This is a genomic window from Salmonella sp. SJTUF15581, from assembly GCF_043356775.1.
Classification (GTDB): Bacteria; Pseudomonadota; Gammaproteobacteria; order Enterobacterales; family Enterobacteriaceae; genus Salmonella; species Salmonella enterica.
Window position 1 is genome coordinate 311399 of sequence record NZ_JBEUJY010000001.1, and the last position, 13400, is coordinate 324798.

At 51.1% G+C, this 13400-nt stretch carries 12 protein-coding genes; 6 read left to right on the plus strand and 6 right to left on the minus strand.

The genetic code is table 11. The features are described 5' to 3' along the window. The first annotated feature begins 445 nt into the window (after positions 1-445). Positions 446-1411 (plus strand): Rpn family recombination-promoting nuclease/putative transposase, encoded by a 966-nt coding sequence (locus ABVN36_RS01450; RefSeq protein ID WP_000749991.1) that lies wholly within the window; start codon positions 446-448, stop codon positions 1409-1411. Positions 1412-1591: 180 nt separating this feature from the next. After that, the gene (locus ABVN36_RS01455; protein ID WP_023138511.1) at positions 1592-2962 is read left to right on the plus strand and encodes an NAD-dependent succinate-semialdehyde dehydrogenase; all 1371 of its coding nucleotides are present in this window, start codon (positions 1592-1594) and stop codon (positions 2960-2962) included. A gap of 94 nt (positions 2963-3056) precedes the next feature. Here ABVN36_RS01455 and ABVN36_RS01460 read toward each other — a convergent pair whose 3' ends face one another. Continuing rightward, positions 3057-3200: a hypothetical protein gene (locus ABVN36_RS01460; protein ID WP_001541460.1), complete on the minus strand. Its 144-nt coding sequence runs from the start codon at positions 3198-3200 to the stop codon at positions 3057-3059. On the opposite strand from ABVN36_RS01460, the gene yjiS reads away from it, so the two are divergent. Next, entirely contained in the window at positions 3167-3331 is a 165-nt protein-coding gene (gene yjiS, locus ABVN36_RS01465; RefSeq protein WP_000397915.1) for a DUF1127 domain-containing protein YjiS, read from the plus strand. The genes ABVN36_RS01460 and yjiS overlap by 34 nt on opposite strands. Positions 3332-3405: 74 nt before the next feature. Here yjiS and ABVN36_RS01470 read toward each other — a convergent pair whose 3' ends face one another. From ABVN36_RS01470 to hsdR, 5 genes are all read right to left on the minus strand, one after another. Next, positions 3406-4107 (minus strand): hypothetical protein, encoded by a 702-nt coding sequence (locus ABVN36_RS01470; protein WP_023138512.1) that lies wholly within the window; start codon positions 4105-4107, stop codon positions 3406-3408. Between the two features lie 73 nt (positions 4108-4180). Then, positions 4181-4513, minus strand: coding sequence for an endoribonuclease SymE (gene symE / locus ABVN36_RS01475; protein WP_023138513.1), 333 nt, complete (start codon positions 4511-4513; stop codon positions 4181-4183). Positions 4514-4739: 226 nt separating this feature from the next. After that, the gene (locus ABVN36_RS01480) at positions 4740-6149 is read right to left on the minus strand and encodes a restriction endonuclease subunit S (protein ID WP_023138514.1); all 1410 of its coding nucleotides are present in this window, start codon (positions 6147-6149) and stop codon (positions 4740-4742) included. Continuing rightward, positions 6146-7735 carry a type I restriction-modification system methyltransferase gene (gene hsdM / locus ABVN36_RS01485; RefSeq protein WP_023138515.1) on the minus strand — a complete coding sequence of 530 codons (1590 nt, stop codon included), beginning with the start codon at positions 7733-7735 and terminating at the stop codon, positions 6146-6148. Before hsdM ends, ABVN36_RS01480 begins: the two co-directional genes overlap by 4 nt. 157 nt (positions 7736-7892) lie before the next feature. Then, a complete protein-coding gene (hsdR, locus tag ABVN36_RS01490) occupies positions 7893-11402 on the minus strand; it encodes a type I restriction-modification system endonuclease (protein WP_023138516.1) in 3510 nt (1169 codons plus the stop codon). 197 nt (positions 11403-11599) lie between these two features. Between hsdR and ABVN36_RS01495 the strand changes: the two genes are divergently transcribed. The 3 genes from ABVN36_RS01495 (at position 11600) to ABVN36_RS01505 (ending at position 13359) form a co-directional block, all read left to right on the plus strand. After that, positions 11600-12514: a restriction endonuclease gene (locus tag ABVN36_RS01495; RefSeq protein ID WP_023138517.1), complete on the plus strand. Its 915-nt coding sequence runs from the start codon at positions 11600-11602 to the stop codon at positions 12512-12514. Positions 12515-12782: 268 nt separating this feature from the next. Beyond that, entirely contained in the window at positions 12783-13070 is a 288-nt protein-coding gene (locus ABVN36_RS01500; protein ID WP_001131963.1) for a BrnT family toxin, read from the plus strand. After that, positions 13057-13359 carry a BrnA antitoxin family protein gene (locus ABVN36_RS01505; RefSeq protein ID WP_000063143.1) on the plus strand — a complete coding sequence of 101 codons (303 nt, stop codon included), beginning with the start codon at positions 13057-13059 and terminating at the stop codon, positions 13357-13359. Before ABVN36_RS01500 ends, ABVN36_RS01505 begins: the two co-directional genes overlap by 14 nt. Positions 13360-13400 lie beyond the last annotated feature (41 nt).

Sequence of the window (13400 nt, forward strand, 5' to 3'; positions counted from 1 at the left end):
TGGGACAGCGAAACTCAATACCGTCATCGTGACGTCAGGCAGGCGATGGAAACAGCGGCTGCGGATGTACTGAATTTCATGTAATCAAAAACGCTGCCGGTGAAAACACAGACAGGAAGAGACGCGTTCTGAATCTCGTCAGAACGTGTGGCGATTACAGATAACAATCAGCACATCACACCTCGGGAAATTTACGTTGCACGGAAAATATACACATTAAGTGTAATTAAATTTTGATGTTAATCAAAAGAGTTTGTCTGGTTAATAAAGATAAAGGCAGGGCGCGCAGACTGGCATTTTGCGTGTTCAGTTCCGAAAATGCATATGCATTACAGATAACAGGATTTATCTTCCGTCGCGCCTCGCAATGCTGAAAAGGTACGGATGAGAAAGGAGTTTTCAGGAGGTAGAGTCGCAGCATCCTGGTTTGGGGTGACGGAGCGCCATGAAAAAATCGACGACCTCAACACCGCATGATGCGGTGTTTAAAACCTTTTTGCGCCACCCGGAAACCGCACGCGATTTTATGGAGATTCATCTGCCGGTGTCGTTACGCCAGCTTTGCGACCTGCGGACGCTAAAGCTGGAGCCCGGCAGTTTTATTGAAAAAAATCTGCGAGCCTATTATTCCGATGTGCTTTGGTCGCTGAAAACGCGCGAGGGCGACGGTTATATCTATGTCGTGATTGAACATCAGAGCACGCCGGATGCGCATATGGCGTTTCGGCTGATGCGGTATGCGATGGCGGCAATGCAACAGCATCTGGATGCGGGGCATAAGCATCTTCCGCTGGTGGTGCCGATGCTGTTTTATCACGGTGTTGATAGCCCGTATCCTTTTTCGCTGTGCTGGCTGGATGAGTTTGCGAACCCGGAAGTGGCAAGAAGACTCTATGCCGCTGCCTTTCCGCTGGTCGACATTACGGTGGTATCGGATGATGACATTATGCAGCACCGCCGCATTGCGCTGCTGGAGCTCATCCAAAAACATATCCGCCAGCGGGACCTGCTGGGACTGGTTGAACGGATTGCTTCGCTGTTAGTTACTGGTTGCGCTAATGACAGGCAGCTTAAAGCGCTGTTTAATTATCTTATGATTCAGCACGGACATACGCCTCGTTTCACCACGTTTATTCGTGATGTGGTAGGGCATGTCCCGCACACTAAGGAGAGACTGATGACGCTGATAGAGAGGATCCGCGCAGCGGATCGCAGAAAAGGGGAACGGCAAGGAAGACAGCTCGGTCTGGAGGAAGGATTAGCAGAAGGATTAGAAAAAGGGCTGGAAAAAGGTCAGCATGTTGCCGCATTGCGTATCGCCAGACAGATGCTGGCGGACGGACTTGACCGCGAGACTGTCCAGCGGTTCACCGGCCTTACGGCTGAAGAGCTTCAGGATGTTAGCCACTAACGCGGTTCCAGTCTGAATGTTGCAGGCCCGGTGCCCGCCGGGCAACGCTCTCTATAATTATCGCTGATAACCGCACGAATATACCGAACTTTACCGATAGCGCCAGCCATCTCTACTACCCTTATTGTTCTGAGCGGCATTTACGGCTGCCTTAATGACGATAACAAGGAGACATGTGATATGGCTTACCAGACAGTGAATCCTGCCAATAATCAGCTCATTAAAGAGTACCCCCCGCACACGGACGCGGATATTGAAGCCGCGCTGCAAAAAGCTGACGCGCTCTATCACTCCGACTGGTCCAAGGGAGAGATTGACCAACGTCTGCCGGTACTGCATAAGCTGGCTGACTTGATCGACAGCCGTGTTGAAGAACTGGCAAAAATCGCCAGCCAGGAGATGGGCAAGCTCATCGAGCAAAGCCGTGGCGAAGTCAAACTATGCGCGCAGATCGCTCGCTATTATGCGGATAACGCGAAGCAGTTTCTTGCCCCGGTGCCTTATAAAACCGAGTTTGGCGACGCGTGGGTAGAACATCATCCGATTGGCGTCATCATGGCCGTTGAGCCGTGGAACTTCCCGTACTATCAGTTGATGCGTGTGCTGGCGCCGAACCTGGCCGCTGGTAACCCGGTGCTGGCGAAACATGCCAGCATCGTACCGCACTGCGCCGAGACATTTGCCCATCTGGTGCGTGAAGCCGGCGCGCCGGAAGGCGCATGGACCAACCTGTTTATTTCCTCCGATCAGGTGGCGAACATCATCGCCGACCCGCGCGTGCAGGGCGCGGCGCTGACCGGATCTGAAAAAGCGGGGAGCGCTGTGGCGGCACAGGCGGCGAAGCACATTAAAAAATCGACGCTGGAACTGGGTGGGAACGATGTGTTCGTCGTGCTGGACGATGCCGATCTTGAGAAAGCGGTGAAAATTGGCGTGCAGGCACGGCTCACTAATGCGGGGCAGGTATGTACGGCGGCGAAGCGCTTTATCTTGCATGAGAAAATCGCCGATCAATTCCTCAGCCAGTTCACCGAGGCATTCAGGAAGGTGAAGGTGGGGGATCAGATGGACGCTTCTACCGAACTGGGGCCGCTGTCATCGAAAGATGCTCTGGATACACTGACCAGACAGGTCGAGGAAGCGGTGAAAAATGGCGCGACGCTGCACGTTGGCGGCAAGCCGCTGGAAAGCAAAGGCAACTTCTTTGAGCCGACCATTCTGACCCACATTACGCGTGACAACCCGGCGTACTTTGACGAGTTCTTCGGCCCGGTGGCGCAGATGTATGTGGTGAAAGACGATGACGAGGCGGTAAAACTCGCCAACGATTCCCACTACGGCCTGGGCGGCGCGGTGTTTAGTCAGAATATCGAACGCGCTAAACGCATGGCCTCCCGGATTGAAACCGGGATGGTTTATATCAACTGGCTGACCGACACCGCAGCGGAGCTGCCGTTCGGCGGCGTTAAGCGTTCGGGCTTCGGACGCGAGCTATCGGATCTGGGGATTAAGGAGTTTGTGAACCAGAAGCTGGTAGTGGTGCGCCGCTAATCCCTGTTGCCCCTCTGAAAACGGGAGGGGCCTGGCTTTTTGCAGCGAAGGACGCGGATCTTAAATCAGAACGAAATAAGCGAACAAAACACCTTCAATCGCCCTCCTTATTTATCCACGTTGCACTAACCGTGCTTTTTATCCCGATATTGTTTGTACAGACATTCATGATGCCCGCATTTTCTGTTCTATGCGGAGGCCGGTATGGAATTTTACGAGAACCGCCCCAGACAACCATTCATTGGCTTTGTGCAGCTCAGACGGGCGCTAAAAAGGTGGTGGCTGCGTAAGCGGGCCTGTCAGGCGCTGCGACGAATGAGTGACGAGCAGTTAAAGGATATAGGGTTGGAAAGGAAGGATGTGGAATAGTGGATCTATTCAAGGGCAATAGTAGTTAAAGGATTTTATGATATATTACTATGCCCTTATGTTATGCATGCTCACTATTTTATATCATTAATATTAATATCATTAATCTTTTTCTCAATATATTTTTCTGGTTTTACCTTAGTTTTTTGCTCAATCGCATGATATTTTTCCTTATCAATGGTTATAGTCATTTTTTCTTTTTTGTTAAATATGCATGGAATGATAATGGCGGCTGCAATTATCAGTAACATTATTATGGCTGCATGAATTTTGCCTTTGGGAAATCCTTTTAATTGAGTACACAGGATTGTTATACATTTATGTATAAGATAAGGGAAGGATAGAAATAAAACAAATGGGTAAGCAAAATTTATGGCATGTTTTCCATAGTAATTATTATTTATTATCAGCGAACCAATACAGAATGCCATCATACAAAATAGAGATATTCCGAAAGATAAGAAGGATATAACGAAAGAACCTTGCATAATTCTTTTATGTAACTCTTGCAAAATATTATTTGTAAGCTTCTCTAGTTTAGTGTTATTACAAACAACTACCAGCATCGCAAAAAAAATCTCACATAAGGCAAGCGAAAATAACGTATTGAAGACCATGTAATTCATCAGCGTTTCGAAAAATATACTTTGCTGAAGATAGTATGGTAATAGTGCGTTGACCTCCATAAATAAAGTACATAGAAATCCCAGGATGATATAAAAAATTAATCCTTCATTTCTCCAAAGCGTAATGTTTTCTTTTACTTTTAGCTGCATGGTTTCCCTTCAATCATTGATATGAATTATAATTAAAGCTGGCAAGGGTTCTTTGCCAGCTTATTTTATGCGTTTAATTAGAACCTGCCATCACGCTGATAAACGCCTGCACCTGCTTTTGCTTACGCGCCGATAGCTTGCACACCTGACGCAGCGACTGCATCAACTCGCTTTCTTCTGGTTGCGGCTGCTGTGCCGTCAGCACAATACAGCCGTTCATCACCCTCACATCCACCTCGGTACCGGTGGCGAAACCGGCGGCTTCCAGCCACTGGCCCTTCATGGTGAGGGCGGGAATGCGGGTATAATCCGGATAACGACTCGCATAACTCACGGTAAGGTGACGGTTATTTGTTGGGGAGACTTCTGGATCGCACGGATCTGCAATAGAATGGACGGTAGTCATGATGGCTATTCCCTAAAATAGTGATTGTGATGAGCGATATGGCCGTGTTCCCGCACGGCCATATCGCGCTAAATACCTGTACATAACATCAGTAAATAAAAGAAAAGTCCAGCTGAAAATAGACTGTAATGGGAATGTTCAGGAATAAACTGGATATATTTTTGATGGTTATGATTGCGGGGAAATAATAAAAAGCGCACCGGGAAGGTGCGCTTGAAAATAAAGGTCAGGCTTTTTTACGCGAGGTTTTTTTACCGCCGCTGGCGGCGCGTTCGGCCTTAATTTTTTCCAGCAGGGCGGCGGCGCTGTTTTCACCGCTGATAAGTTCAGGGTTTTCCGCACGCCACTGGGCGGTCAGCTCGCCGCGGAAGGCCTTCGCCAGGATCGACTGGGTGAGGCTGTTGACGCGGGTCAGGGCGTTGTTGACCTGCTTTTCAATGGTGTCGGCGTAGGCGAAGAGTTGTTCGACGCGGCGGACGATTTCGTGTTGTTCTTGGAGTGGTGGTAGTATCAATGGGAGTGATTTTATCCTTGCCAAAGCCAACTTCCCTTGAGCTCCTGATTTTATTTCTGAATTGATAATATCCTGAAGATAACTACTTCTCAGCCATAAAGAAAGAAATCTATTGAAAATATTTTCGTTTAAATTACATATCTTGGCAGCATTTTCAGTTAAATTTGCATTATTATAAGCATCTGGAATTATACCAGCATCACCAATACATGCACCAACAATAGTTATATAAAGATCTCCAGATGAGACTGTATATCTAGAAATACTTTTTTGTATATATTCTTCTAAGTATAGTTGTCCTTCAGGAAGAACAGTTCCATTTTTTAGCTGCCCTGCTCTAATATATGGAAACCCTGTATTCTCAGCTATTAATGATTCACCTTTAGGTAATCTCTTGCCACCTTTGACATCAGCAAATTGACCAATCTCACTGATTTTCCATAAAGATGGAATAGAAATATTCAATTCTGTTAACTTGAATTTATTTTTTTTATGAAGTTCTTTTGTCAGTTGCCCGTTTACTGCTGCAACTATCACTGATTGGCGAAAACGTTTCAGGATTTGTGGGATTTGCTCAAGACGTGCTTTGGTGCTGTCTACCTGCGCCAGCAGCGTATCGAGTTTTTCGGCGATGACTTTTTGTTCGGCAAGAGGTGGGACAGGAACACCATAGTTCTCAAGAAATTCTTTAGTAACACGTTTATGTCCGACTGAACCGGACATATTAAGTGCTCCATTAGTTAAAAAATCTTTAGTTTTAACTAAAGCAAACAACCAATGGGGATTAATTAACCCATTAATAGACCGAAGAACATAATATTCAGTGCTACCGGCACCATAGCCGTTAGGGAATTCTTTGATTACAACAGCTTTTCCATTTTCGAAGCATGGCGTGATTTTGGCAAAAATAACATCATCGTTCTGAAATTGAGTAAATCCTTTTTTTACTTCACTCCACTTTTTGGTTTCAAAGTTACATTTACCTAAATAGGTTGTTGGAACACCGGCCATCGGCATAAATCCAACATCTAAATCATCATCAAGTTTAAGTTTGGGATTGAGGTTGCACATTTCATTGATTGTGCTTGTAGCCCACCCCTCCGGCAATTTCCCCCCACTCATGCCTTCACCTCGCCAAACGCTTCATTCAGCAACTGACGCTGAGCATCCGCTTCATCGCCCGCGCCCAGCTCGCGCATCAGCGCATCCAGTTCGCCCAGCGCCTGTACCAGCTCGCCCATCGCTTCTGCCGCCAGCACGTCCGGCTCCGGCAGACTGTCGGCGTCGATGCTGTCTTTATCCTTCAGCCAGGAGATATCCAGCGAATCGGATTTTGCGCTGCGGATCCACTCGCGGCTGAACTTGCGCCAGCGGCTGGTGGCCTGGTGCTGGTCAGTGTTCTTGTTCTCTTCGCTGTCGGCGACTTCGCTCTCTTCGGCGTTAAAGCTCCACTCCCCTTCTTCACGCGGACTTAAGCCGTGTGGATCTTCGCCGTAGACAGTTTCAAACGGCTGCAGATGCTGCTCGGTAAACGGCGTGCGCTTGCCGAAGCTCGGCATATTGGTCCGCAGGTCATACACCCACACGTCGTCGGTGCAGTTTTTATCCTGATGCGGATTGGCGACCGTGCCTTTGGTAAAGAACAGCACGTTGGTTTTGACGCCCTGGGCGTAAAAGATGCCGGTCGGCAGACGCAGGATGGTGTGCAGATGGCATTTGTCCATCAGGTCGCGACGAATATCGGTACCCTTGCCGCCTTCAAACAGTACGTTATCCGGCACCACCACCGCCGCACGGCCGCCGGGGTGCAGGGTTTCAATAATATGCTGCATAAAGCACAACTGTTTGTTGCTGGTCGGGTGCACGAAGGTGCGGGTGATGTTGGTACCCGCGGCGCTGCCAAACGGCGGGTTGGTGGCGACAATATGCGCCTTCGGCAGGTTTTCGCCGTCGCTGCCCAGCGTGTTGCCCAGACGGATGGCGCCACCGTGGTCGAGGTTGCCTTCAATATCGTGCAGCAGGCAGTTCATCAGCGCCAGACGACGGGTGCCGGGTACCAGTTCAAGGCCGATAAACGCGCGGTGGATCTGGAAATCCTGAGTGTCGCCATCAAGGTCATCGAGATCGTGGGTCTGCGACTTCACGTAACGGTCGGCTTCAATCAAAAAGCCCGCCGTACCCGCTGCCGGGTCCTGCACCACTTCACGCGGCTGCGGCTTCAGCAGATGGATAATGGTTTTAATCAGTGGACGCGGGGTGAAGTACTGGCCCGCGCCGGATTTGGTTTCGTTGGCGTTCTTTTGCAACAGCCCTTCGTACATATCGCCGAAGTCGTCGCGGGACTTCCCGTGGTCGCCATTGTACCAGTCCAGCGCATCCATATAGCTGACCAGTTCAGTCAACTGTTTGGGTTGCTCAATGGTGGTGCTGACATTATGGAAGACCGCCTGCACCAGCTTTTTCTCATCTGAGCCTAACTGAACCAGCAGGTTACGGTAGAACTGCATCTGATCCTGGCCAATACGCGACTTCAGGTCATCCCAGCGGTAGCCTTCCGGCAGGTAGTCCGCTTCCTGGCCGGTTTCTTTGCACATTTTCAAAAACAGCAGCGAGGCGAGTTCATTGACGTAGTTTTGATAGGAGACGCCGCCGTCGCGCAGGTTGTCGCACAGTTTCCACAGCTTGGCGACCAGATCGTTATTGTTCATTGAAGATCCCATTTGACATGGCGACCACCATTGTGGGTCGCAAAAGTGATTGAGCATTTCAGATGCCTGATGGCGCTTCGCTTATCAGGCCTACAGGGTTACGTGTAGGCCGGATAAGGCATCGCCGCCATCCGGCGAAAACGGGGATGATACCCTCTTAAGCCAGCTCGTCCCAGATGTAATCGCTGAACTTATCCAGCACGCTGTCGAGGTTGTCATCAAAGGTGCGCTGTAACATGGGCTTACCGCCGCGACGGTGGAAATTGCCGGTTTTGAAGACGTCGTCGTCGAGCACCACTTTCTCTTTCAGCGCCTGCGCTAAACGGTCGAGCCAGCTTAGCTGCTCAGGGCTCCAGTCGTTCTCGCCTTTGATACGCGCCAGCGCGTGATCGACACGCTCGTCGAACGGTTTGAGCGCATCGCCCACCGCCGCGCGGCGGATATGGCCGATCAGGCGGGCGGCAATATCTTCGTTGCGCGTCGCTTTCCACGCGCTGCGCAGGGACGACTCTTCAAAATGCTGGCGGTCAAACCACTCCTGCAATTCCACCAGCCCTTTGCGGGTGAGGTCGCGCGGGCGATTGATCACCGCCTGCAGCGCCGGCTGGGCGTTAGGGGCGTGCTGCACCAGCGCATCAAACGCTTCGAGGAAATCCTGCGGCGTGTCGTAATCGCCGTATAGCGATTTGACGCTCACCACCTCATCGTCAATATCAAGGAAAATGGGGGCATCGCGCAGGGCGTTGATATCGGTTTTCAGCCTTTCGAGGCGGGCGATAAAGCCGGGAAGCTTATTGAAAATCTCGGCGCTCCAGTGCGGCCCTTTTTCCCGCAGACGCGAGGCCAGACCGCCAAAGTTGACGCCTGCCGCATCCAGACACAGTTCGTCCAGACGGCGGACCTGCTTATCCACCGCTTCGCTGCGGTCACGATTATAGGTGGCGAGGCCGATAATCCGCTGCAGTTTGGCGACCAGTTGTTCATGGCTGTGTTCGGCGAAACTGCGGCCATCCGCTTCAATGGTTTTGTAGGTTTCTGAATCGGTAATTTCATTGACCAGCGTTTGTAGCTCTACCTGCGGACGCACAACCACCGGGCGCATGGTGTCGACGCTTTCCAGCGAGCTGTATATATCGACGCAGTCGAAAATCTTAAAGCTGGTTTTCCCCACTGACGGACACAGACGCGTGGCGCGGCCCTTCATCTGTTCGTAGAGAATGCGGCTTTTGACTTTGCGCAGAAACACAATATTGCAGATGGACGGAATATCCACGCCGGTGGTCAGCAGATCGACGGTGACCACGATATTGGGCAGCCGTTCTTTGTTGAAGCGGACGATCATGCTTTGCACTTTCTTCGCATCTTTATCGGCATCACCGGTGATCTTGATGATCGCGTCGTGCTCCAACTGCGGATACTTTTTCTTAAACGCGGTACGCAGTTCGTCAACCACCATATCGGCATGGGCGTTGGTGACGCAGAACACCAGCGTTTTTTGCTGCCCGGTGGGATCCAGGTAGTTGGTGAGCTCGCCGCATACCGCGCGGTTAAACGCAGGGATCACCAGGCCACGGTTAAAATCGGCGACCTCAAAATCCTGATCGTCGGCCAGCGTGTCGTTGATCAGCTCGCCCTGTGGGTTCAGGCGTTCCACCTGTTCACCTTCGGAAAGATAGACCCCATCCTGCGCGTTACGGGTGACGATCTGAATAGGGGGATCCTGATCGATCAGGTAGCCGTCGATCACCGCCGTACGGTAGGTGTAGCGGTAAACCGGCTCGCCGAAAATATCAACCGTGTGCAGCGCTGGCGTGGCGGTCAGGGCGATTTTTACCGCGTCGAAGTGGTCGAGAATGCGGCGATAGGCGGAAACGTAATCCAGTTGGCTGCGGAACTGCAACTCGCCTTCGGTCTGCTCTTTATCGAGAATGTAGCCGCGGTGCGCTTCATCAACCACGATACAGTCGTAGCGGCCAACCGGCATCGGCTCATCGGATTGCAGCGTGCGCTTGACCAGCGACTGCACCGTGGCGACGTGGATTTTGGTACTGTCTTCCGGGAATTTATCGGTCAACCCTTTGATATCAAAAATGCTGTTAAAGGTATCACCGTTAATGCGCGTGTCTTCAAACGCCCCCAGCGCCTGCTCGCCGAGCGAGCGACGATCGACCAGGAACAGGACGCGCTTGAAACGCTGCGACTGGATCAGACGGAACATCAGGGCGATGGCGGTACGGGTTTTACCGGTACCGGTCGCCATCGCCAGCAGGATGTGTTGCTGACCGTTAACGATAGCTTTTTCCACCGCGCGGACGGCATCTTCCTGGTAATAGCGCAGGCCGAGTTCGCTCATTCCGGGGTTTTCGGCAAACCACTGGTTTTGTTTCTGCGGATCGCTGCCCAGCATGGCGACCAGCTCTTCCGGACGATGCCATTCCGGCAGCGCTTTTGACATATTGGTGGTGTGTCGGACATCGCGATACCAGATACCGCTTTTGGTCTTCATCGCTGCGCGGTATTCGCGCCCGTTGGTGGAATAGCAGAAGGGGATTTTAAAGCGCTGTTGACCGCTGGTGTCCTGCCAGCTGATTTCATACTCCGGCACGGCGTCATGCACTTCGTCGGGAGCGTAGTGCTCCAGCAGCGTGTCGCGTAAAAATCCGTTATCGAAGTATTTACTGTAACGGTAAGACTCGTTGAGCTTGCTGAAGACATCGGTATTTTTGCGTTTCGCTTCAACGACGGCGATGGGCTTCAGGCCAACGAACAGCACGTAATCGGCAAAGCCTGTTTTTCCCGTTTCATCTGTGCCCGTCGGCCATTCGGCAATCGCTTTATTGACGCCGGGTTCCGGGCGAGCGCCTTTGGCAAAGCGTAACGTTTTGCTATCGGCCTGCCAGCCCGCTTTACGCAACTGGGCGTCAATCAGGAAGCGACTCTCTTCTTCATTGAGTTCCAACGTGCGTTTGACAGCCTGGTCGGTGATTTCTTTATGATAGGCCTTACGTTCCTGTTCGGTTTGCTTCGCCAGTTCGGCATCTTTTGCCGCAAGCTGTGCCTCCAGCGCGGCCAGACGCGCTTTGGTCTGGGCTTCGGTTTCCTGCTGTTTGCCCTCAAGGATGGCAATGTAGCCGTTGAGCGCAACCAGTCTCTGCTGCTGAGCTTCCAGTTCGGCCTGGCTTTGTACTTTCTCTTGTGCCTGACGTTCCAGCTGTTGTTTCAGCGTCAGCACTTCCTGGTGATAAAGATTCTCGCCGTGTTCTGGCAAAACAAACATCGGCACCGGGAAATCGTAATCTTTGGTCACCAGTCGGTAGTACCAGACGCTGAGGCGGAACCCGAGCCGCAGGCACATCTGGGCATCGTCCAGATCGTTATGAAATTCGTGGACGGCCAGGTTACCGATACGGCGCAGCTTGTGGAAAACAGAAAGGATGCCGTCATCAATAAACGCAATCTTGCCCAGTTCGCGCAGCAGGTCATGCTGGTTTTCGCAGGCGGGTATATCCAGCAACTGGCCGAGATGTTTCGCGGTGGCTTCGCCAAACATGCGCATTTTTATCAGAGTGGTATTAGGATCGTCCGGATAGTTGTTTTCCGCCGCGCAGGCGATGGCGTAAATGAAGTCGTTGACGCCTTTGAGAAAGTCGAAGTTAGATTTGTTCATTTTTATCTATCCGGTTCCTGAGCGGGAAGACGTTATTACCTTGTGCCGTAAAGGGAAAATAACAGACCCATGGTAGACTTCATATTGTGTGTGATCAACGAACAATCAGAGAGTAACTGCTTCTTTCCTAATGTTTTCCTGAAGAGTATCGTTCTCCGGCGGGGTATCTAATCTATATCAATAGCAGGGATGGATTTATGGCTGTTCCAACATATGACAAATTTATTGAACCAGTGTTGCGTTTTCTGGCCACTCGACCCGAGGGCGCTTTGGTCAGAGAAGTGCGTGAAGCTGCAGCCGAAATGCTTGGGTTAAATGAGCAGCAGCGTGCAGAGGTGATTACCAGTGGACAACTGACGTACCAGAACCGCACCGGTTGGGCGCACGATCGTCTCAAACGCGCCGGGTTATCGCAGAGCCTATCCCGGGGAAAATGGTGTTTAACACCAGCGGGAATGAGCTGGGTTGCCTCGCATCCGCAGCCGATGACCGAGCAGGAAGTGAGTCATTTTGCTTGTGATTTTAACGGCGTAAAGCTCAGTAAGCCGGCAGACGCGGTGGCGTTAGATCCACAGCCAGAATCGATTGAGGATGATGAGCTTGCCAGAAGCAGCCCGGACGATCGCCTGGAGCAAGCGCTCAATGAGATTCGTGAATCTGTTGCCGAAGAATTGCTGGAGAACCTGCTTCAGGTTTCGCCGGCGCGTTTTGAAGTGATTGTGTTAGATGTGTTGCACCGCCTGGGATATGGCGGCCATCGCGGTGATTTGCAGCGCGTAGGGGGAACCGGCGATGGCGGCATTGACGGTATTATCTCTCTCGATAAGCTCGGGCTGGAAAAAGTCTACGTTCAGGCCAAACGCTGGAAAGGCACCATTGGGAGCGCTGAAGTCAGGGGCTTTTATGGTGCATTGCCTGAGCAGAAAGTGAAACGTGGCGTCTTTATTACCACCTCAGGCTTTACGGCGCATGCCAGAGACTATGCTAACAAAGTTGAAGGTCTGGTGCTGGTGGATGGCGACAGGCTGGTGCATCTGATGATTGATAATGATATTGGCGTATCCTCACGTTTACTCAAGTTGCCAAAGCTCGATATGGATTACTTTGAGTAGTGGTAACGCTGGAACCTGATTGCGGGTAATTGAGATGGACCACGTTGTGGGCACCTGTGTTTCCTCTCTCCCAGAAATCACGTGACTTTCTATGGCTGCGTATCAGCCTAAACCCATGCCGGATAGCGGCTGCGCCTTCTGCGGCCTACTCTTCTGGTCAATTTCCTTTTATCTCGAATACGCAAATTGTGAAGCTATTTCCAACAATCCAGGTATAATCGTAAGATAATTGTATATACATTTTTGTATGTACAATTAGGGAAAACACATGCCGATGGAGTTTGAATGGGATGCGAACAAGGCTAAAAGCAACCTGAGGAAGCACGGTGTCCGCTTTGAGGATGCGGTACTGGTGTTTGACGATCCCCGACACCTGTCACGTCAGGAGCGTTATGAGAATGGAGAATATCGTTGGCAGACCCTCGGCCTTGTCCATGGCATTGTGGTCATTCTGGTTGCTCATAGCGTTCGGTTCGAAAGTGGTTTTGAAGTTATCCGTATCATCAGCGCCCGCAAGGCAGACAGAAAAGAGAGGAATCGTTATGAGCATGGTTAAACATAAACGCGGCAACGCATCCGCGCTGAGTGCTCAGCATGAGGCTGAACTGAAGGCGCTGGTGAAAAAATCAGATGATGAGATTGATTACAGCGACATTCCCGCTTCGGAGGATGGGCAGTGGTCTGAAGCAGTGCGTGGTAAGTTTTTTCGCCCGTTAAAAACTCAGGCCTCGGTGCGTATTGACGCCGATGTGATGGAGTGGCTGAAACGGCCAGGAAAAGGCTACCAGACGCGGCTCAATGCCATTCTGCGCGAGGCGATGCTGCGCGAGCAAAATAAGAAATAGCCCGAAGATGCCGGATGGCGGCTGCGCCTTATCCGGCCTAC

Bases quoted from the DNA above. Each gene is read 5' to 3' on its own strand.
- ABVN36_RS01450 (WP_000749991.1), top strand. From the start codon at position 446: ATGAAAAAATCGACGACCTCAACACCGCATGATGCGGTGTTTAAAACC.
- ABVN36_RS01455 (WP_023138511.1), top strand. From the start codon at position 1,592: ATGGCTTACCAGACAGTGAATCCTGCCAATAATCAGCTCATTAAAGAG.
- yjiS (WP_000397915.1), top strand. From the start codon at position 3,167: ATGGAATTTTACGAGAACCGCCCCAGACAACCATTCATTGGCTTTGTG.
- ABVN36_RS01460 (WP_001541460.1), bottom strand. From the start codon at position 3,200: ATGGTTGTCTGGGGCGGTTCTCGTAAAATTCCATACCGGCCTCCGCAT.
- ABVN36_RS01470 (WP_023138512.1), bottom strand. From the start codon at position 4,107: ATGCAGCTAAAAGTAAAAGAAAACATTACGCTTTGGAGAAATGAAGGA.
- symE (WP_023138513.1), bottom strand. From the start codon at position 4,513: ATGACTACCGTCCATTCTATTGCAGATCCGTGCGATCCAGAAGTCTCC.
- ABVN36_RS01480 (WP_023138514.1), bottom strand. From the start codon at position 6,149: ATGAGTGGGGGGAAATTGCCGGAGGGGTGGGCTACAAGCACAATCAAT.
- hsdM (WP_023138515.1), bottom strand. From the start codon at position 7,735: ATGAACAATAACGATCTGGTCGCCAAGCTGTGGAAACTGTGCGACAAC.
- hsdR (WP_023138516.1), bottom strand. From the start codon at position 11,402: ATGAACAAATCTAACTTCGACTTTCTCAAAGGCGTCAACGACTTCATT.
- ABVN36_RS01495 (WP_023138517.1), top strand. From the start codon at position 11,600: ATGGCTGTTCCAACATATGACAAATTTATTGAACCAGTGTTGCGTTTT.
- ABVN36_RS01500 (WP_001131963.1), top strand. From the start codon at position 12,783: ATGCCGATGGAGTTTGAATGGGATGCGAACAAGGCTAAAAGCAACCTG.
- ABVN36_RS01505 (WP_000063143.1), top strand. From the start codon at position 13,057: ATGAGCATGGTTAAACATAAACGCGGCAACGCATCCGCGCTGAGTGCT.